This is a genomic window from Microbulbifer mixtoriginis (SeqCode) (assembly GCF_052468275.1).
The window spans coordinates 3,024,440-3,044,884 of the sequence record NZ_CP174341.1 but is presented as its reverse complement, the minus strand read 5'-3'; the positions used below and the strand labels follow the sequence as shown (position 1 = coordinate 3,044,884).

Annotated in this window: 16 protein-coding genes; 8 read left to right on the top strand and 8 right to left on the bottom strand. The window is 47.4% G+C overall.

Features of this window, described 5'->3' with window-relative positions:
* Window positions 1–165: 165 nt before the first annotated feature.
* Entirely contained in the window at window positions 166–825 is a 660-nt protein-coding gene (locus ACJJIC_RS13300; RefSeq protein WP_444904709.1) for a tRNA-dependent cyclodipeptide synthase, read from the bottom strand.
* An 815-nt stretch (window positions 826–1,640) separates the two neighbouring features.
* Between ACJJIC_RS13300 and ACJJIC_RS13295 the strand changes: the two genes are divergently transcribed.
* From ACJJIC_RS13295 to arsJ, 6 genes are all read left to right on the top strand, one after another.
* Window positions 1,641–3,740, top strand: coding sequence for a carboxy terminal-processing peptidase (locus tag ACJJIC_RS13295; protein WP_252085868.1), 2,100 nt, complete (start codon window positions 1,641–1,643; stop codon window positions 3,738–3,740).
* Between the two features lie 93 nt (window positions 3,741–3,833).
* Entirely contained in the window at window positions 3,834–4,649 is an 816-nt protein-coding gene (gene xthA / locus ACJJIC_RS13290) for an exodeoxyribonuclease III (protein WP_445357136.1), read from the top strand.
* A 113-nt stretch (window positions 4,650–4,762) separates the two neighbouring features.
* On the top strand, window positions 4,763–5,182 hold the full coding sequence (locus ACJJIC_RS13285; RefSeq protein ID WP_444909643.1) for an arsenate reductase ArsC: 420 nt from the start codon (window positions 4,763–4,765) through the stop codon (window positions 5,180–5,182).
* 19 nt (window positions 5,183–5,201) lie between these two features.
* Window positions 5,202–5,546, top strand: a complete 345-nt coding sequence (locus ACJJIC_RS13280) for a metalloregulator ArsR/SmtB family transcription factor (protein WP_445357135.1) — start codon at window positions 5,202–5,204, stop codon at window positions 5,544–5,546.
* A 108-nt stretch (window positions 5,547–5,654) separates the two neighbouring features.
* Entirely contained in the window at window positions 5,655–6,650 is a 996-nt protein-coding gene (locus ACJJIC_RS13275) for an ArsJ-associated glyceraldehyde-3-phosphate dehydrogenase (RefSeq protein ID WP_445357134.1), read from the top strand.
* A gap of 95 nt (window positions 6,651–6,745) precedes the next feature.
* Window positions 6,746–7,993 carry an organoarsenical effux MFS transporter ArsJ gene (gene arsJ, locus ACJJIC_RS13270; protein WP_445357133.1) on the top strand — a complete coding sequence of 416 codons (1,248 nt, stop codon included), beginning with the start codon at window positions 6,746–6,748 and terminating at the stop codon, window positions 7,991–7,993.
* Window positions 7,994–8,779: 786 nt separating this feature from the next.
* On the opposite strand, the gene ACJJIC_RS13265 is transcribed toward arsJ, so the two are convergent.
* From ACJJIC_RS13265 to ACJJIC_RS13240, 6 genes are all read right to left on the bottom strand, one after another.
* On the bottom strand, window positions 8,780–9,370 hold the full coding sequence (locus tag ACJJIC_RS13265) for a cytochrome b (protein ID WP_252085862.1): 591 nt from the start codon (window positions 9,368–9,370) through the stop codon (window positions 8,780–8,782).
* Window positions 9,371–9,564: 194 nt separating this feature from the next.
* Window positions 9,565–10,221, bottom strand: a complete 657-nt coding sequence (locus tag ACJJIC_RS13260) for a DUF6962 family protein (RefSeq protein ID WP_444909647.1) — start codon at window positions 10,219–10,221, stop codon at window positions 9,565–9,567.
* Between the two features lie 130 nt (window positions 10,222–10,351).
* Window positions 10,352–10,777: a hypothetical protein gene (locus tag ACJJIC_RS13255; protein WP_252085860.1), complete on the bottom strand. Its 426-nt coding sequence runs from the start codon at window positions 10,775–10,777 to the stop codon at window positions 10,352–10,354.
* Between the two features lie 95 nt (window positions 10,778–10,872).
* Complete coding sequence (locus tag ACJJIC_RS13250) at window positions 10,873–12,162, bottom strand: DSD1 family PLP-dependent enzyme (protein WP_444909648.1); 1,290 nt, start codon at window positions 12,160–12,162, stop codon at window positions 10,873–10,875.
* 49 nt (window positions 12,163–12,211) lie between these two features.
* Entirely contained in the window at window positions 12,212–13,603 is a 1,392-nt protein-coding gene (locus tag ACJJIC_RS13245) for an FAD-linked oxidoreductase, L-gulonolactone oxidase family (RefSeq protein WP_445357132.1), read from the bottom strand.
* Window positions 13,604–13,609: 6 nt separating this feature from the next.
* Window positions 13,610–13,999 (bottom strand): c-type cytochrome, encoded by a 390-nt coding sequence (locus ACJJIC_RS13240; protein WP_445357131.1) that lies wholly within the window; start codon window positions 13,997–13,999, stop codon window positions 13,610–13,612.
* A 491-nt stretch (window positions 14,000–14,490) separates the two neighbouring features.
* On the opposite strand from ACJJIC_RS13240, the gene ACJJIC_RS13235 reads away from it, so the two are divergent.
* Window positions 14,491–15,963: an endonuclease/exonuclease/phosphatase family protein gene (locus tag ACJJIC_RS13235; protein ID WP_445357130.1), complete on the top strand. Its 1,473-nt coding sequence runs from the start codon at window positions 14,491–14,493 to the stop codon at window positions 15,961–15,963.
* A gap of 257 nt (window positions 15,964–16,220) precedes the next feature.
* On the opposite strand, the gene ACJJIC_RS13230 is transcribed toward ACJJIC_RS13235, so the two are convergent.
* The gene (locus ACJJIC_RS13230) at window positions 16,221–17,045 is read right to left on the bottom strand and encodes a S1/P1 nuclease (protein ID WP_444909651.1); all 825 of its coding nucleotides are present in this window, start codon (window positions 17,043–17,045) and stop codon (window positions 16,221–16,223) included.
* Window positions 17,046–17,282: 237 nt separating this feature from the next.
* Between ACJJIC_RS13230 and ACJJIC_RS13225 the strand changes: the two genes are divergently transcribed.
* On the top strand, window positions 17,283–20,411 hold the full coding sequence (locus tag ACJJIC_RS13225) for a TonB-dependent receptor (RefSeq protein WP_445357129.1): 3,129 nt from the start codon (window positions 17,283–17,285) through the stop codon (window positions 20,409–20,411).
* The last annotated feature ends 34 nt before the right edge of the window (window positions 20,412–20,445 follow it).

Here is a 20,445-nt window from a genome sequence, read left to right as displayed (position 1 = left end):
ACCAAAGGCGAGCGGAGCTTTTGCTTCACTCGCCCCCTGAAAGTTAGAATTTACATTAAGTTTTTACAAACTCATATATATCAATGAGTTACACCCATTTATTAATGTATTTTCTAGATTAACTGTGTCCTTTCACACCACATTCACAGGCCATAGCGTCTACTATTACTCACCGTCATTTCTCACAATCACATAACCATTTCTCTCTCCTGCAGCCTCTTGGCCACTCTCGTGAAAAAGGTCATCTAAATATCTGGGACAGCTGTGATAGCAGAAACATGAGGAATCTGTACCCACGATATCTGCAGAATGCAAAATCACCGGCAACTCCGCCAAAAGATATCTCACCGCTATTGAAACCATCTCGACAGTAACTTCTTCTTCCGCAAGATGATGCTCCAGCACCCATCTACTAGCCTCCAAGCAACCCTCGCGGAAACCATCATTCAAGTGAAACTCCTGCTCAAACTGATAGAGCCAGCGAGAATAGAGCTCAGATTGTTTCAACCACTCGGAGTCAACCAATTCACTGTCTACAGCACACGAGCCCGAAGCGCGATAGACCTTGTTATGCAGATAGTGGCACTGTCGTCGAGCTCTTTTTCTCGCCTTCTCTTCCTCATAGCCAAGTGCGATCTGTGTATATTCAGCAGCATTATCGGGAATAAAAAACATGACTCGCTTAAAGTGACTTTGCGCCCACTTTGCAAGCCGAGCAATCTGCCCCTCGGAAAAGTAGCTGTTGAAAGGACTTACACCTATTACCGCTAGGTCAGCCATCTCATAGATTTCTTGTGAACGCGACGTTGCAAATTCAACCTTCATCCTACAACTCCATGGAACAGCACTAGGGAGCCAGTAGATCGATTCAGTGCAACATTTTTACCGGGAATAATGAGCAGTATTAAGCAGAAAAGGTTGACCTGAACCGCAATTAACTCTCGCCTAGATGCTTACCTTCAATATCAATACTTATGTCTTAGATATAAATAATCGGTAACCAATCCCATTAATTGAGCCCTCGGGCGTGACCGTTAAGCCACGTTGAAGCAGTACGCATTTAAAAGGCCTCTGAACTAATTCAGAATGACTCTGCGGGACTTGAGGATTGCCGCTGCTTGGCACCGCTCGCCGTAAAAGAAAATTCGGCCTTAGGGGCCCTTCCGGTAAGTCTTTTAGAGCAGTTCACTCTGTGTTGCGATTTCATTCTGAGGGCTGGATATCCTTGCGAAGCTGCACTTTCACCCGAACCACTCAGAACGCTAAAGACATCCCGGAACTGTTAGGGGGCTCTTAAAACAGCGGGTGTATCAACTCAATTCCTTTTCTTTTTAGCGGTATCCATTTTCCCGGCACTCAATCACTCTATGCTCGACTAGCTGGTCAAAAATGCTCTTCAGACGTAAAAATCATCAAAACCGAGCCGTGCCAACCGCCTCCATTTGAGACCAAATGCCCTAAATAATGGATAGTAGGAAACTCTATTTTGCTAAATGTGCCTAATGTGGAAAAGATCCATCTCTGATTGGAGGTATTTCATGCCCTTCGGAGCTTTCAGCCTTTATACTTGTCCTAAGCTATAGGTCGCTAAGCCATAAAGGCTGGTCGCCTATGAAGTAGGACGTATAAAGAGACTCCCTATGCTTACCAATCGGATCGCCGCTCTATTTTCCGGCTTCTTGGTCATTGGCCTGCTTTCCACAACCGCTCTGGCAGAGACCGAGCCTCTGGCTCCTGAAAAGGACCAGGGCAGTACTGCCAGGGAGATTGTCGGCAAGCTAGAAATGCTGCACTACAACAAAATCAAGGTCGGAGACGAAATGTCGGAAGACCTTTGGGACGAGTACATTGATGCTCTAGATCCCACCAAAAGCTACTTCCTCGCCTCAGACATCAATGAGTTCCGCGAATGGCAAACCAAGCTGGATGACCAGTTACGCGCTGGCGATGTCAAAGCAGGCTTTGAAATTTATAACCGTTTCCGCCTGCGTATGGGCGATCGGTTGGACAATATCCTATCCCAGCTCGAAAAAGGCTTGCCCGCTTTCGATTTCGATCGCGATGAATCCCTCGAACTCGACCGTGAGGAGAGTCAGTGGCCTACCTCCATCAGTGATGCCGATGATCTTTGGCGTAAGCGCCTGAAGAGCAGCGTCTTAAACCTGAGGCTCACAGGTAAAGAGGATGAGGATATTCGCGATTTGCTGGAACGCCGCTATAAAGGTCAAAAGAAGCGCCTTGAGCAGCAAAACAGCAATGACGTATTCGAGCTCTATATGAACTCGTTGACTCGCCTCTATGATCCCCACAGTAACTATCTGTCCCCACGCTCCCTGGAAAACTTCAACATGAGTATGTCGTTGTCTCTGGAGGGCATCGGTGCCGTGCTGCAGGGGGATGAGGAATACACCAAGGTTGCCCGATTGGTAGCGGGTGGTCCTGCTGACCGCACCGGTAAGATCAAGCCTAACGACAAGATTGTAGGGGTCGGCCAGGATAAAGATGGTGAAATGGTCGATGTCGTCGGCTGGCGGCTGGATGACGTGGTGGATCTAATCCGCGGTAAGGCCGGCACCTTCGTGCGCCTGGAAACTATTCCCACCGGCGGCGACGGCACCCACAAGACCATCCTGATCAAGCGCAGTAAAGTGAAGCTTGAAGATCAGGCTGCCAAGAAGGCCGTATTCGAATTTTCAGATGGTAAGAAGAGCTACAAGATCGGTGTAATCAACTTGCCGACCTTCTATATAGACTTTGACGCCTACCGTCGCCGCGACCCCAATTACAAGAGTACTACCCGCGATGTGGCTAGATTGCTCAGCGAACTGAAAGAGGAAAAGGTAGACGGTATCATTCTGGATCTACGCAACAATGGCGGCGGCTCCCTACAGGAAGCCACCATGTTGACCGACCTGTTTATCGATCAGGGTCCAGTAGTCCAAATCCGCCACGCTAATGAGCAGATTTCACGGCACAACCGCTCCCGCTCTCGCGCAATGTATCGCGGCCCGCTGATGGTATTGATTAACCGCCTCTCGGCATCAGCTTCCGAGATCTTCGCCGGCGCCATCCAGGACTACAACCGCGGCTTGGTTGTTGGCAATCAATCTTTTGGTAAAGGCACCGTGCAAACTATGGCGCCCCTGAAAGAAGGCCAGTTAAAAATTACCCAGTCCAAGTTCTACCGCGTATCTGGTGATAGCACCCAGCACGCGGGCGTGAAACCCGATATCCCCATGCCGCAACTTATTGATGCGGAGAGTGTTGGTGAAAGCGCTTACGATACCGCCCTGCCCTGGGACCGTATCCACGCCGTACCACACGCCAAGTACTTTAATCTGAAGACTCTGATTCCTAATCTGCTCACTAAGCACAATAAGCGCACAGCATCAGATCCGGACTTCATATTCCTGCGCGATCAATTCAAGTTTGAGAGCGAACGCGCCGACAGAAAGCATCTCTCCCTTAATGAGGTAATGCGAGAGCAAGAACGTGAAAACGTGAACCAGCGCCTGCTCTCCATGGAGAACCGCCGTCGCGAAGCAAAAGGGCTTGAACCCTACAAGGATTTCGAGGCTTATGAAGAGAGTGAGTCTGAAGAAGTGGCAACTATTGGTGGCCCTGTGGAAATCAAATTGGAAAAAGATCCAATCTTGAACGAAGCGGGCTATATAATGGCGGACTTTATTGGACTGGCTGACAAAGCCAGCAAGGCACCGCCGCAAGTCGCCAATTTCTAAAGATGTGATGCCCTTTGGGTGTGCCAGGCACACCCATGCGCACAGTAAACAATTAGGTCGGGCTTGCCCGACCTTTTTCATTTGGGGGAAGAAATGAAAGTCGTTTCCTTTAACGTCAACAGTATTCGCACTCGCCTGCACCAAATGCAGGCTCTGGTAGATAGCCATCAACCCGATATCATTGGTCTTCAGGAAACCAAGGTTACCGATGAAGACTTTCCTGTAGATGCCATTCGCGACCTGGGTTACGAGCTAATCTATTTTGGCCAAAAAACACACTACGGTGTTGCCCTGCTCTCACGCCTACCATTTATCGATCGCGAATATGGCTTTCCTACCGACGACGATAACGCCCAGCGCCGTATGGTCATGGGAAAGTTCGATATTGGCGGCAGTAAACCTCTCACCGTCATCAACGGCTACTTTCCCCAGGGCGAGAATCGTGAACACCCAGTAAAATTCCCGGCAAAGCAAAAGTACTACGCTGACCTCGATACCTATCTACAAACCACCTGCGATCCCGAAGCCCCGGTGCTGGTTATTGGCGACATGAACATCTCTCCGAGTGATCAAGATATCGGTATCGGCGAGCCCAATCGCAAGCGCTGGCTGCGCGACGGCAAGTGCAGCTTCCTTCCAGAAGAGCGCGAATGGCTGCAGACAATTGAGGCCTGGGGCTTGGCGGATACTTTCCGTGCGATGAATCCTGATACAGATGATGTATTTAGCTGGTTTGACTATCGCAGTAAGGGTTTTGACCGCGAGCCCAAGCGTGGGCTGCGGATCGACTTGATTATGGCTACAAGCCCTCTGATGGAACATTGTGTGGCCACAGGGGTCGATTATGATATACGCGCTATGGAGCGCCCCTCAGACCATGCGCCGGTCTGGGCAGAGTTCAAGCTCTAAACATTTATAGTGAATAACCGGGACCTGCTCCCGGTTTTTTTGGTCCTTTGAATATTCGTTTTTCCATATATAATGCGGACTAAGTCGGACGGTTTACCGTTCGGGAGCAATTTATGAAGAGGCAGATTTTGTTTGTCTGCTCGGGGAATTCGGCTCGTTCATTAATAGCTGAGGCTTTACTGCGTAACTATGGGGGAGAGTTCTTCGAGGTTTCAAGTGCAGGGACAGACCCCACCCCGGTGGACGTTCGTGCCATCAAGGCTCTCCAACGTTTTGGTATCCCGATCAAAGGGCTCTTTTCCAAGAGTTTACAAGAAGTAGCTGACCGGGATTTTGATTTAGTCATTACCTTATGTGATAAAAGCCACAATGAATATGTGCCTGCCGCTGGGCACGGAAAATTGATCTCATGGAATTTTGAAGACCCTGCCAGTCGGCATTGCTTCAAACCCTTTTACACAACGGTGTTGGAACTGAGTACCCGCATCAAACTTTTTGTACTGGTGTATAACAAGGCCGCTAAAGCGGCATAAACAAGATTTGGGGTAAGCCTTGAACCCAGTTCAGTTCTACAAGTGCCTGGCAGACGATACCCGCCTGCGTACGCTTCTACTGATCACCCACGAGGGAGAACTTTGTGTGTGCGAGCTCACTGCTGCTATGGGTTTGAGCCAGCCCAAAATATCTCGGCACTTAGCCCTACTCCGCGGCGCTGATTTATTGCGGGACCGCCGCCAGGGACAGTGGATCTTTTACCGCATCAACCCTGAACTGGGCAGCTGGGCCAAATCGATCCTTCAAGACACTTTGCAGGCAAATCAGCACTTTATTGCCGAAGATCTTCGCAACTTGATCCTAATGGGAGATAGGCCCCAAAGAGCTAGCCTATGCTGCTAAGTCACGGCAGTAGGTATTTTGCTGGCAAGTAATATCACTAAGTCGCTGAAAAAATTTACCTGGATATATGCGATTTTTCATATATTTAGATTACTCAGGAGTTACAACATGGCTATCAAAGTCGGAATCAATGGATTTGGTCGTATCGGTCGGCTTGTGCTGCGCGCAGCCTGGGACTGGCCAGAATTGGAGTTTGTGCAAATCAATGACCCCGCTGGAGATGCTTCCACCCTTGCGCATTTACTGAATTTTGATTCGGTACACGGGCGTTGGCAGCATTATGCAGAAGCTAAGGACAACACAATTACGGTTGCTGGCCAGGAAATAAGTTGTAGCCATAATCTCGCCATTGCCGACACAGACTGGAGTGCTTGCGACCTGGTTATTGAAGCCTCTGGGAAAATGAAGACTAGCGCGCAATTGGAGGGCTATTTAAAGCAGGGGGTAAAGCGTGTGCTGGTTTCGGCCCCCGTCAAAGAAGACGGGGTCCCAAATATTGTTTTGGGGGTGAATCAGCATATTTATGATCCAGCCAAGCATCAAATTGTTACTGCAGCCTCCTGCACCACTAACTGTTTGGCCCCGGTGGTAAAAGTGATACATGAAAAACTGGGCATCAAGCATGGCTCTATCACTACTATCCACGATATCACTAATACCCAGACAATCCTTGATGCGCCCCATGCAGATCTGCGCCGCGCAAGGGCCTGTGGAGCCAGTCTGATACCCACTACTACCGGCTCAGCCACAGCAATCACCGCCATCTTCCCGGAGTTGACTGGCAAGCTGAACGGCCATGCCGTACGAGTCCCGCTGGCCAATGCCTCCCTGACGGATTGTGTTTTCGAAGTAGAACGGGAAACAACTGTGGATGAAGTTAATAACTTACTGAAAACCGCAGCAGAGGGCGAGCTGAAAAATATTCTCGGTTATGAGGAACGTCCTCTGGTATCTGTGGATTACAAAACCGACCCACGTTCCAGCATTGTTGATGCACTGTCCACCATGGTGGTCAATGGCACTCAAGTGAAAATTTATACCTGGTATGACAACGAGTGGGGCTATGCCAACCGTACTGCAGAGCTGGCTCGCCTGATTGGATAAGCCAATGTCTTAGATCCCACCAATAAAAAACTGATAAATACCCGCGGGGCTGGCCTGATCTTCAGGCCAGCCCCTAGTAGTTAGAGCCAAAACCCATGCAGTTTTTCTCCACCCTTTCGCCCTCGGTACGCCAATATTTATTGGTGACTGGTAACTATTGGTCTTTTACTCTAACCGATGGCGCACTGCGCATGCTGGTGCTTCTGCATTTCCATACCCTCGGGTACACCCCTCTCGATATAGCCCTACTGTTTCTTTTCTATGAGTTTTTTGGAGTAGTCACCAATTTGGTGGGGGGATGGCTCGGTGCCCGGCTCGGCCTTAATCGCACCATGAATATTGGTCTGATATTACAGGTTTGCGCTTTAGCTCTGTTATTGGTCCCTTCTAGCTATCTCAGTGTGTCTTTGGTTATGGCCGCTCAGGGAATATCTGGCATAGCCAAAGACCTAAACAAGATGAGCGCGAAAAGCTCAATCAAGCTTTTACTACCTGACGACAATACCCAAGGAACTCTTTATCGCTGGATTGCCCTACTGACTGGCTCCAAGAATGCCCTGAAAGGCATTGGGTTCTTTATGGGGGGAGGCCTATTGGCATTACTGGAATTTCGTGGGGCTATATTCGCAATGGCAGTCGCTCTCGCCTCAGTATTGCTATTGAGTAAGAAATTTTTACGAAAAGACTTGGGTAAAGCAAAGGTGAAAGCCCGCTTTCAAGATGTATTTTCTAAGAGTCGCCCGGTGAATATCCTTGCGGCAGCAAGACTGTTCCTATTTGCATCTCGTGATGTTTGGTTTGTAATCGCCCTGCCCGTTTTCCTGGCGAGCCAATTCGACTGGGGCCACTGGCAAGTCGGTGCATTCCTAGCCTGCTGGATCATCGGTTATGGCGCAGCACAAGCCTTTGCCCCAAGGATCACTGGAAGTTTTTCTTCGGCACTGCCTGATGGGCGAACCGCCCTATTGTGGGGCTGCGCATTAACTCTGATACCTGCGCTGATTGCCTTCTCACTCTATATCGGCTTCCACCCTCAACTCAGCATTTTGTTGGGCCTCATGGTATTCGCTGTGTTATTTGCAGTGAACTCTTCTGTGCACAGCTACTTGATCGTCGCTTATGCCAGAGAAGATGGCGTTTCTATGGATGTGGGGTTTTACTACATGGCTAACGCTCTGGGCCGTCTTACCGGAACTCTGTTGTCGGGCTGGATTTTCCAGATTGCCGGTTTACAAGCTTGCCTGTTGGTATCCACGTGCTTGCTGTTTTTGGCAACCTTCATTTCGCTTGCATTGCCAAAACACGACGAAGAAGACAACCCGATGATCAATGCAGTAACTTAATCAGATAGCTGATTAGAGGCTCTCAATTGATAGTATGACCAATGGTTCCACCCTCGCTATGGGGTGGAATTCCCCGGGGGGATCACAGCCAGCCAATAACAAGAGAGCTCCGGACCACAATATCCAAGATAAACGACTACACATAAGCTACCACTTAGGACCCGCAGTAAACGACCATACCGGTTATTACCTAGACTCCAAACTATCAGGCCATCTCTATGGATGGGTACATTGTTATGGGCAGAAGATTAGAAAACCGAGCGCCAAACTTCTATGCCAAATTGGCATCAAATTCTGCCAATACACCTGGGTAAAATCTTGACGGGGTTATATATGCAAATTACTCAGTACAATAAACATTCAGGTTTCCTTAGAAGGATCTCCAAAATTTATATAAACATCAATTGCGGGAACGGCACTGAAATCTGGCGCCAATACTAGTCTCAAAACTCTGTCAGGTGCGGAGAACTTTTTAGCTCAATAGCGCTTACATAGGTATGAAAGACCAAGGTTATCAGCCCCCTGTAACTTTCAGATACTGGACTTAATCGCCAGTAAAGCCTTTTATATCTTTGAGGATGCGATTAGGTAAAGTAATTTCCTCACTAGAGTCATAAATAAAACCTTAATGCAGGCACAACTGATTTTCAAAAATACATTCCTGGTCTCTGCAACATTATCAAGGGTCAAACAGAGCACTCTGGCTTTATGGTTTTCGACCAACGAACACATAGTAGAGCCATTTAAATCACGGGCAAGGTAAATGACTTTATAAGAGTACTTGTTTCACTGATTACCCGTAGTCATCCTAATCAGTGTACGGTCTTTCTTTATAAAGTGATGATAAAGGGCTGCCAAGAAGTGTCCCAAAATAAGTAACCAGATAAGCCATTCACCCAGCACTTCCTTATGAATGAAATCGATAGGTTCCTCGAACTGTTTGAAGGTCAAGCCCATTTTATTCTGAACAAGGTGGGCAAAAAGGGAAGTGTCAGCAAACTGAGGGATTTCAAACAGGAAAAAGTACTCAGTATTCACCCCAGTTCCTAGGTATCCGGTTAATGGTGCTAGTATCATGACTACATATAACAGAAAATGGCCTGTATGCGCGGCAAAGTGCTCTAGCCTGGAGCCAGGTTCCAGTTTCGGAGTGGGGTTAGTCAAACGCCAAAATATCCGTAACAGTACAAAAGCACCAATCGTTATGCCAATAGACAAGTGCAGCTGTAAGGCAATCCAGTTTGCTGGGGTATCCTCTTCAGTAAACCATTGGAGGTAATAGACACTGACGTAAGATCCTAGAATTAAGAATGCTATTATCCAATGAAGCCACTTAGCAACTGCCCCATATTCATAGATAGTATTTCGGGCGCCCATAGAATGCCTTCTTTATAAATTGTGCAGCCTAAAACACTATAACCCTAAAGCTGGCCAGGGGCCTTATAATACAGCTTCAATCATGAATACTTAGGGGGGTGTGGGCGCCTTTTCTCTGCCCCCCTATAGATCACAGCACTTTGAGTAGAGGATTTCGATTCATAAAAACCTAAAGAATTAAATTGCGTAAAAAATCATATTGATGCCTGCAGTGACTTTCTTATTCCTGCAAAAAAGAACAATACGCCTATTGTTTGAACCATATGATAAAGACTATTGTGGTTAAACGTCCAAATAAACGTAAACTCCAGAGCCGTTCTGACTTGCAATACCACAGCTAGGAGAGAAATAAACCCGCCAACAACCATATACCAAGCCCCAGGTAAACGCCCCCTAACCCCCATCCATGTATAACCAATAACAACAGGAATCATCACTAACGCTTGATAACCCACAAATACTATGAAACCATCAATTCTAGATACTGCAATGAAATAAAATATCAGGCCAATTAAAAATATGTAGGGCAATAATTTTCTCGATATTCGCTCACCGGCAAGATCACCAATAATAGCGAGTGTAAACGACACCAGAAAAAGACCGAGGAAAAAAAATAAAATATGCCACATGAATATTCTTTCAGGCCCGGCAATCTGAAAGCCATGAATTACCGAACCCAATAGGCCAACGATAAACATCACCCCAAAGAAACAAATCCAGCAATTTCTCTTCCAGCCGGACTTGAATTCCGGTCTAATAAAATAAAGAAATATAAACAACGCCAATACAGCCAATACCAAGTCTGTTATTGCCGAAACTTGTTCAGTAGGTACATCTGTTAATTTAAGCACCTATTTCACATCCCTTCAACGCAGCATATTTATATGGAAAATATCACTCAATATCGCATCACCTATTAAACCGTAAAAGCCACCCATAACAGCAATGGCAACACTAGCCGACACCGAACGACCAGCCTCATTACAACCAATACCAAAGCGCCAGGGTTAAATTAATCATCATCATGATAAAGTCCATAATAAATATAAACTTCATCACACCTTTCACTTTCCAAGGCCCACCCCCTTTTCGGTTCTTTAGCGCGACTGGCAAGTTATAAATAAACTGAGAACCATGTGTAACAGAAAAAACAAAAAGCAATATAGATCTTTGAATATCCCCAGAAAAGGAGGCGTGATTAACCAATAAAAGAATACTCATTAGCGCCAATGAAAAATTAAACCCGCCTAGAAATTTACCTGACTCAGCCAGTATTCCAAAGACAGGGGTATCCCTATGCTCTCTAGGAACAACCAGCTTGGCAAAAATCTTTCCCCGCAAGGAGAAAACATTGAAACCCATTAAAAACCAAATAGTATTTAGCACTAAAACCAGCTCAAAGATCACGTCACTCTCCAAATTTATTATAATAATTACTTGTGATTACATACGGTTATATACAGTACAGCGTCATCTATTTAGAACCATGTAAAGATGTTTTTTCAGGAGTTACTTAATACAGGCCAGCGCTCCACAATCTCCCCTTTGTCATACACAGCTATATCCCCAAACTGAAGAAATACAGACTCACTTTGAGTTGGTCGCAGGAAAACCCAGTCATCCTCTTGTAGGACAACCTGATTGGAAGCATTGAGCATTTCCTGATTTGTAGAGCGTCCATAAATAGGATTGATCGAAAGACCTTCTGGAGATTCGGGCAGCGCCTTCCAATACCCCCCAGAGATAAAGAATGTCTGCTCGCGATTTGGGTTTAACCAGCGCATCGTACCCGTTAGTTTCTCCAAACCAGGAATTTGTGTCTGCGGTAACTTCTTCAATACTGGGCTGGCGATAAATGCAGCCGCCTTGTGATCACTGAGAGTGGGGATATCAAAATCTATAGGTTTAACAAGACAGGAACCTGCCGACAGCTCATTACAGGGTGCACTATCTGAGCGTGATTTATAAAGCTGGTAAGTCGGGCTGCCGGCGCCATTCAACGTCAACCTTTTAGGATACTGGTCACCCAACAATTGTTTAGCTTGCTCAAGCCTCTGAGTATAAATCTCCAAACCGCGATCAATGGCCTTCTCTGGGCCACCTAAAATACCCGGCATCTTAGCCGCATGGGCGTCATAGCCCATAAATCCCGACAGAGTAAGCAGTGGTTCTGCCTTAATAATATTGAGCATTTCAGTAAGGTCACGAGCATCGCTGACTCCACCGCGGTGCAACCCCACATCCAACTCGATATTGATTTGTAACCTTTGCTCAAGGCTACCGGCTAGTGCCGCATACTGTTGTAGCCGCCGAGGGCTATCAATCAGCCACTGAAGTTGTGTTCTAGGGTCAAATCCACTGGTTGTTGGGCGGCTATAAAAGCTCTTGGCCGCAGCAATCGGAAGAGGCTTACCCAGCAAAATATCTGCCTGTGGTTGTGACTGCGCCAACTGTTGCAAAAAAGGTAGATGGAAAACCATATACCGCTGCGTACCAGTCTGTTTGGCAACCGCCTCCAGTAACCCCAGAGCTGGTAACGATTTGGCAACAACTCGATAGTCAAAGTGCCCATTTAGATGCCCAGAAAGTACAGTCGCATTGGCTCTCAGGCGGTTTAAATCCACTACCATTGTGGGACCAGAGAAACCTGCGGAATCCAGAGCCTTAGAGAGACTTTGAAAATAGTTAGTGTGCCCCCCCTTCCCCAAAGCTTTAGGCCTTAACAAAGGAAATGCGGCCGCAACCCCCAATGCCGCTCCGCCCAGTAAAAATTTTCTCCGCGTTTTCTGCACAGCTCGCTCCCCTAGTCTCTCTTCAGCCCTGAGATGAATAAGGGCCCTATCAACCAATTAGTTTTTTCAGGTACGGGTTTAAAAATTTTCCTTTAGGGTCAAGTTCACGTCTTACCTCAAGAAAATCCTGCCAGCGGGGGTACAAACCAGCCAGGTCCTGCCGATGCAAGGTATTAAGTTTCCCCCAGTGCGGTCTGCCACCATGCTTGCGCATAATGGGTTCCAGTGCCTTAAAAAGGGGCTGGTAATCCTCCTCAAAGTAACGGTGTACCGCAATAGATACGGAATCCTGCTGGTAGAAGGGGCTCAACCAAATATCATCCCCCTTTACAAAGCGCACTTCGATAGGAAAGAACACATTAAGATTGTTCTCTTCGATTGTACGGCGCAGCTCCTCAAAAGCGGCCAGTCCGGCTTCCCTGGGAAGGTGGTATTCCATCTCATTGAAGCGAACATTTCGCTCACTGGCGTAGTTTCGCCAAGAGGACTCCACAACCACCTCCTTTTCAATATCCTCCATTGCAGACTGTAAGGCGTATTGCCGTAATCTGGGCGACCAGCCAAGCCAGTCTCGAACAGTTTTAAGGGTCATTACAGCTTCGTTAGTATCTTCACGCGCGGTGGTAAAGATCTCTTCATCCGTTAATTGGTGCGTATCAGCCATACACATTCCGGAGAAAGGAATATAGTAAAACTCGAAATTGCGATTTGACTCCGCCAGTGTCTCCGCCTGCTCAAGCACCTCCCCCATGGGAGCCACCCAGGATTCTCGCCGGAGTTTGTAAGTGGACTGGTTCTGCATACGCACCTTGGTCACTAACCCCAGGCTACCCAGGGAAACTTTGGCTGCTATGAAAGTCTCTGGGTTTTGCTCTGCATCGCACCACAGAGTGCTGCCATCTGCCGTAACCAGCTCCAATCCCGTTACATAGCTGGACATACAACCTAAACCGGCCCCAGTGCCATGAGTGGCAGTGGCCAGGCATCCGCCGAGAGTTTGCTCATCAATATCCGGCTGATTAATCAAGGCTTGACCAATATCTTCAAGCGGCTGGCCAAGATCGGCTATACGTGTACCCGCGTAAATCGTAGCCTGGGTGGTTTCGCTACTATGATCGGCCACACCGCTAATGCGCCCGAGCGAGAGAATGGTGTCATCGGTGGGCACCAAGGCCGTGAAGGAGTGCCCAGCCCCCACAGCTCTAACAGTACCTCTAGCATCAGCTACACGTTGCTGTAGTTCGGCGATTGTCTTTGGTGCCAGACGTTCACTGGGCAGGCAGTCTTGCGAACCAGACCAGTTGCGCCAGCGGATACCCTTACGCTTTACTGGGTCACTCGCCTGTACCAAGGTGCGTGCCATAGAGGAGATTGGAGTAGCAGCGATAGCTGTAGAACCAGCGGCAATAGTTGTAATAAAGCGGCGACGTGACTGCTGCATAATCCCTTACTCCGCAGAGGCCATAAAGGCAATTAACTGTTCAAACTGCTCCGGTGAGCACTCGAAACAAAGACCCAGTGGCGGCATCCCCTGGAAACCATTAATCGCGTTTTCAACCAATACATCCATTCCCTTGTCGAGACGCGGTTCCCAGCCGGCAATGTCCCCAGTGAGTGGCGCAGCGCTGACCCCAGTGCTGTGACAGCTGCGACAGGTTCGCTGATAGATTTCAGCAATTTCTGGATCAGCGGGCGCCAAAGTCAGCGCTTGTTGGGCTAAGGCCAAACGGTTTTTAGGGCTACTGTCTTTGGATTCCGAGCAACCACTCGTCAGTAAAGCCACAATAAGGGGGGCGCAGAAGAGCCTAAGGCTCCGGTGAAGTCCTACCAGTTCCATGTATGTACACCTACTACATTATTGTTAATATTTCCCAGGCTCTGGAGCCTGAGGTGGGCGTTGTGTACTTAAACTGCAACCATTGTTAATCAGGCTGGCAGCTAAGACAACAAGCGGAACTGCCCAGTCTATTATTGATTTTAAAATTTACTAATTCGGTATCCACTCATATCACCAATCCTTTATTATTCCGGCAATTGCTTTCTAGTACGCTTGCCCAACCTTTTATTTTGGCCATAGCCCGTTAAAGTTCTTTCTATCTTACTTATTGATGAAATGACAATTAGTATCTATTACTGAAGTCTTTTATCCGTTCGGTAGACGCCAAATAAAAGTCGCTTAAATATTAATAGTAATATTTGTCAATTAAGGAGTCCTCATAATTAATTAAAAATCGTTCCCTTTACCACGCACAACCAATAAACGATACCCGAGATACACCACTTATAGAAAAATAAAATCGGACAATTTAAATAACGGATAACAATAAAATGAAAAATAAACTATTAAGGTCAGCTCTTATCGTAGGAAGCCTGGGCCTAAGCGCTTCTGCTTCAGCAATAACTTTGTCAGAAATATGGGATATTCTGGTTAGTTCCAGCACTCAAGTAGGTTTTACCGGCACTGTGGGCAATCAAGCCTATAGCAGGCCGGGAAGCTTGGCTGGGCAAAGTGGCCAAATTAGAGTAATGGCAGCCAACATAAAGGGCTTTCCTGAAGGTTTACAGGGTATTTCTGATAGCCAGGCATCTCTATTTTCATCCACCTATATTGCCGGACAGGCCTACGATATTGTCGGACTCCAGGAAAACTGGGTCAGAAATTACGCGGTGATGTCTCCCCTTAGCCAAACAGAATATCCTTATCGAAGTGATCATTTCCAGGGCGGGGTCTTCAGTTTTGGCGATGGTTTAAGCACTATCAGCAAACACCCTATTAATGGCAGGCAGCTGCATGTTGAGTATTCAAGCTGTAAGGGTACCTACTCAGACTTTATCGCAAACGGCTCAAGTCCCGATTGTGAGACGGAAAAAGGCTTCACCTTCACTGAAGTTCAGCTAGCCAAGGACCTAAAAGTACACTTTTACAATACTCACATGGACACCAGTAACGGCCAGGAGAAAACAGGCCAGTTCAACCAGCTCAAACATTTTATTCAACAAAATTCGGCCGGATATCCAGTGATTGTAATGGGCGACTTTAATGCATGGATTGACAACGGCGGCTGGCAGCCAGGCCCTAATCAGTCGGAGTTGGGGCGCTGGGCTTCCGAGTTGGGCTTAACCTGGTCCTGTAGCCAGGTAAGTTATGCCGCAGGTAATACGAATATTAACGATGTAAAGGGCCCCTGTAAGGGTGTTGACCATATTGCTTTTCGCGGCAACTCGCAAATTAGCTTCTTTACCAACCGGTATGATGAAGTCCACCAGAGCATCAGTGATCACAACCCCATTACGGCAACATTAAGTTGGACCAATCACGCTGCCGCCTATTCATCCACTTATGCGAGGGCACATACAGCCTCCCTGCTTAATACCCACCACAACACACGCATTCAGGCTGTCTACGGTGGTAACGATGAGGCAAAAAATATGCCTGCTGCGGCTGCAGAATGGGAGACTTTTACTCTTGCGCTGGAGCAAAAAGGGAACACCCAGCAGTGGGTGGATCACCGCTGTATTCAGAGTGGTGACACGGTTTCACTGCGCGCCCATAACGGTCATTACTTACGTGCCACTCCACATAACAACCATAATGTCGATGTAAGAGCCAGTGTGCTTTTAGGCTGGGAGAAATTTGTCCTTTACAACCATTCCAACGGATGGGCCTGTTTGAATCAAAATGACAAAATCACTTTGAAAACAGCCCACGGAAAATATGTGATGGCGGACGCAAATCGTAACCTGTCCGCTTCAGATAATCAGTTAGCCTGGGAGTTCTTCAAGGTTGAGCTTGGGAGATAGCATGTCTTCAAATACTTCCAAACAGTTGCTTTTGCGCTCACATGCTCAAGGAGAAGTAGCTCTAAACTAATGTCCAGTTTTTAGGAGCAATTCGGGCTTGGACGGGCACTTTAATTGTCAAAAGAGCTCGAATTGCATTATTTAGAATCTACCATCCTTAAGCCGGTGTTTAGGAAAACTCCTTCACTCAATGAGCGATGGATGCTAGTTTCCCTTATCTCGTGGAGGCTAACACCACAATAAAACCACTAGATTAATTATCGATCGACCATCTTCAATGATCTTCCACCCAAAACTTTGTTAAGTACGGCAGCTAAGCGCACACCACCTTGCTGTAGACGCATTTCTAAGGAATCCCTGCAGCGCAAGAAGTACTTTTCCCCCAATTGAGTTTCATTGGTATATGCCAGTTTATGAGCCAACTGATGGGACTCCTTTGCCCAGTCTATTGCATCTGTAGACTGCCAAAGCTGGCTCTGGACTGCACCAATTTTTTCTGTCTGTTCTTTTGCATAACCCTGCCAATCGGTAACCACTCTTGAGACAAGATGGATATCCCAAAGAGCGTGTAAATTGGTCTCCTCTCCATAAAAGTGCACGAATACATCGTTGCCACCACGATCCGAATAAAGACCTGTGTGTAGCGGCTGATGAAGATCCCCTACAAAGTGCGCAATAAACATTAAGGCCTCGGCACGCTCTGTCCCTGACCGGGTGCGATCTGCAAGAACTTCTTCAAACTGCTGAATGGCTTTGACAATACATCCTGTTGGAGGGCAATCCCTCTCCGCGTCATAGCGGTTCCAGTCCCGAGATAGATTGATATAGTGCATGGGCGCTGCCCAATTATATTGCTCGTTGGAACGAATACGATCCGCCCAGGTGGCTGACTCTGCCAGATGTGGTTCCCCAACCTCATCAAGTAACAATTCAACTTCTGCGGCTACATTAGGTGCCAAATAATGCCAAGCGATTTCTCCAACCACTCTATGGCCATCATCTCCCCAAGCATGGGTTTTTAGGGTGCTGAGCAGCCCAACCAATAGAATATTTATACAAATTATTTTTTTTAGGTTAATCATCTCAATCATCCACTGCAGAAATTTGCGGCAAGCTTAATAAACACTTGTGACAAATTGGTATGCATCAATGCCATCTCACGAACCTGTTACAAAATTGCAACAAATCGTTAACCAGCCCTTCAATTTCACCCGCTAAAAAGCACTCTGGCCGAGACCTGGGGATGAGTCTCGGGAGCCGTTTACAACCAGTTCTCTCAAAGCCACGCTGTTGGCCCACTTAAAGACCAGGATCTAGTTATGAAACCTTCTATCTTCCGGCGCATGTGCTTATCCGCCGCGATTATCTCCGCGATTGGTTCAACACATATCTCTTACGCTCAGGAAACTGCCGCAGCCATTCGCGGCTCTATTACTGGTAGCGCAGGCGAAGCCATCAGCGATGCAAAAATTACTGTAGTGCACACGCCATCCAATAGTCGGCGAGTGGCCGAGGTAGGAGAATCAGGACAGTTTAATCTCAGTGGTTTGCGTGTGGGTGGCCCTTATATCGTCAAAATTGAAACCGAACAGGGGAATCGTACCTTTGAAGATATTTATCTCTCAGTAGGCGATACCCTGCCCCTGGTGGTATCCCTCGACACAAGTAACCTTGAGGAAGTCAGCGTGCTTGGACAAGCTATCACTACTTCCCGACTAGCGGTAGGCCCGGCATCTCACTTCAATAGCGATGACCTAGCCAGTGCACCCGCAGTAAACCGCGATATCAAGGACTTGCTACGTCTGGACCCACGAGTTTACATCGACGAAGCCAGTTATGACTCTATTCAATGTACTGGCGCCAACCCGCGCTTCAACAGCCTTACTGTTGACGGGGTGCGCATGAATGACAACTTTGGCTTGAATAGCAATGGCTATCCAACAGAACGCATGCCCTTCTCATACGATGCAATCGAGCAAGTTGCTGTAGAGCTGGCTCCATTCGATGTGCAGTACGGCGGATTCAGCGCCTGTAACATCAATGCAGTGACCAAGTCCGGCAGCAATGAGTGGCATGGTTCATTCTTTTATGACTATACCGATGATGGTTTCCGTGGAGATTCTCTTGAGGGTGAAGACTTCCCTGTAGCCAGCTTTGATGAGAAACGCTACAACGCTACCTTAGGTGGAGCCATTATCCAGGACAAACTGTTCTTCTTCACCGCTTACGAAAAGCTAGAAGGTGTCGCTACTTTTGACCGTGGACCAACAGGTAGTAACTCTCCCTCTGAGGTTGAGGGCGTATCTCAGGAGCAGCTGCAGGAAATCGTGCGCATCGCGAATGATGTGTACGATTATAACCCTGGCCGGCTCCCCTCAAGCCTGCCGGAAGAAGATGAGAAATTGCTGATCAAGCTAGACTGGAATATCAGCGATAATCATCGAGCCTCTCTTACCTATAACTACAACGATGGCTACTCTATTGCCGAATCCGACGACGACTACAATGAGCTAGAGCTATCCAATCATTATTATGAGCGCGGTGCCGAACTGAATTCTTATATTGTTCAGCTGTTTTCCGATTGGAGCGATATCTTTTCTACAGAAATAAAGATCGGTTATTCAGAGTTGGATAACTGGCAACTCTCTCTCGGTGGTACTGAATTTGGTGAAGTCCAGGTCACCAGTAAGGACGAAGAAGGCCTAAAGAGCGCAACGGTTTACTTGGGATCTGATGACTCCCGCCATGCCAATAAGCTGAGTTACGATAATTTGAGCATAAAACTCGCCGGGCGCTTATTGCTGGGTGAGCACAATCTCACCGCCGGCTACGAACATGAAAGTTTCGATGTATTTAACCTGTTTATTCAGGAAGCACAGGGGGAGTACCGGTTTGCTAGTATCGAAGATTTTGAAAATGGCGTTGCCAGCAAAATTATCTATGAAAATGCTGCCATCACCAATAATCCCTTGGATGCTGCAGCAGAGTTTGCTTATGACATCGATACTTTCTACCTGCAGGATGAATACACTTTTGCCGAAGTTGATCTCACAGTCGTAGCAGGCTTGCGCTATGACCGCTACAGCAGCAACGATAGGCCGGTGAAGAATCTGGATATCACAGAAACGTACGGTTTCAGTAACCAGCATAATATGGATGGCATAGACCTTTTACAGCCACGTCTCGGTCTCAACTGGAATGTCAATGATAGCCTGGAGCTACACGGTGGCCTGGGCCTATATTCTGGTGGCAATCCCAACGTTTGGATTTCCAACAATTATTCCAACAACGGGGTATTGCAGATAGAAACCACCGATAGTAGTGGAACCCCGCTCTTCGATATGGACTGGACTGGCAGTGGCCGCCCCATCTATGACATACCGCAAAATCTATATGACCAGGTTGCCAATGGAGAAGGTAGATCTGGTGGCGTCAATCTAATGGATCCGGATTTCGAAATCCCTTCAGTTTGGAAGTATGCCATCGGCGCTAGTTACGAGTTTGAATCCGGCTATTTGCTTTCTGCTGACTACCTCTATAGCGACTATAAAGATGCTGCCATTGTCCGCGATATATCCCTGCAACAAGTAGATACTGCTGTGGATGGGCGCCCAATTTATGAAAGCGCCAATGGTCGTAGCGGAGACTTTATGCTCACTAACGTAAAAGGAGATTCCGGTTTTTCCAGCGTTCTATCCCTGGGTCTAAGCAAATCCTTCGACTTTGGTCTCAATGTAGCCTTGGGCTATGCCTACACAGAAGCCGAGGATGTGAATCCAATGACCAGTTCTGTGGCTTGGTCTAACTACACCAAAATTGCAACTGTCGATGCTGAGAACCCGGGGGCCGCTACCTCCAACTATGTGGTACCCCACCGCTTCACTCTCAAAATGGACTACGCTCACGAGTTTTTTGCAGGCTATGAAACGCGCTTTACCTTGTTTGGCAGTGCAAATGAAGGGCTACCCTATAGCTATACCTTTGGCGGCGGCTTATTTGGCGATGTAGGCTCCGGCCGCAGCCTACTGTACATACCAACCGGTAGCGATGACGCAAATGTAGTATTTGCTGAAGACTTCGATACTGAAGCCTTTTTCGCTTTTGTTGATTCTGAAGATCTTGATCGCGGTCAGATTATGGAGCGAAATGAAATCCATAGTGATTGGTGGACCAAGTTCGACCTACGTATTGACCAGGAATTACCCGGTTGGCGCGCGGATGACAGGATCAACGCCTACTTTATCGTAGAAAATCTGGGGAACTTGATTAACGATGATTGGGGCGTGATGTATGAAGGAGATTTCCCGCGCTATCAGGCCGCTGTAGAGGCTGATATCGATGATCAAGGCCGCTACGTTTTCAATAAATTCTTAGAGCCATCAGGCCAGACACGGGTTGCTGAACCGTCTTATTGGAGCGCTCGTATAGGCGTTCGCTACGAATTCTAACCATAAGAAAGCCGCGGCAATTGCCGCGGCTTTC

What these genes read in the sequence shown, in the direction of transcription:
- ACJJIC_RS13300 (WP_444904709.1), bottom strand. Translation starts at nt 825, where the DNA reads ATGAAGGTTGAATTTGCAACGTCGCGTTCACAAGAAATCTATGAGATG.
- ACJJIC_RS13295 (WP_252085868.1), top strand. Translation starts at nt 1,641, where the DNA reads ATGCTTACCAATCGGATCGCCGCTCTATTTTCCGGCTTCTTGGTCATT.
- xthA (WP_445357136.1), top strand. Translation starts at nt 3,834, where the DNA reads ATGAAAGTCGTTTCCTTTAACGTCAACAGTATTCGCACTCGCCTGCAC.
- ACJJIC_RS13285 (WP_444909643.1), top strand. Translation starts at nt 4,763, where the DNA reads ATGAAGAGGCAGATTTTGTTTGTCTGCTCGGGGAATTCGGCTCGTTCA.
- ACJJIC_RS13275 (WP_445357134.1), top strand. Translation starts at nt 5,655, where the DNA reads ATGGCTATCAAAGTCGGAATCAATGGATTTGGTCGTATCGGTCGGCTT.
- arsJ (WP_445357133.1), top strand. Translation starts at nt 6,746, where the DNA reads ATGCAGTTTTTCTCCACCCTTTCGCCCTCGGTACGCCAATATTTATTG.
- ACJJIC_RS13265 (WP_252085862.1), bottom strand. Translation starts at nt 9,370, where the DNA reads ATGGGCGCCCGAAATACTATCTATGAATATGGGGCAGTTGCTAAGTGG.
- ACJJIC_RS13245 (WP_445357132.1), bottom strand. Translation starts at nt 13,603, where the DNA reads ATGCAGCAGTCACGTCGCCGCTTTATTACAACTATTGCCGCTGGTTCT.
- ACJJIC_RS13240 (WP_445357131.1), bottom strand. Translation starts at nt 13,999, where the DNA reads ATGGAACTGGTAGGACTTCACCGGAGCCTTAGGCTCTTCTGCGCCCCC.
- ACJJIC_RS13235 (WP_445357130.1), top strand. Translation starts at nt 14,491, where the DNA reads ATGAAAAATAAACTATTAAGGTCAGCTCTTATCGTAGGAAGCCTGGGC.
- ACJJIC_RS13230 (WP_444909651.1), bottom strand. Translation starts at nt 17,045, where the DNA reads ATGATTAACCTAAAAAAAATAATTTGTATAAATATTCTATTGGTTGGG.
- ACJJIC_RS13225 (WP_445357129.1), top strand. Translation starts at nt 17,283, where the DNA reads ATGAAACCTTCTATCTTCCGGCGCATGTGCTTATCCGCCGCGATTATC.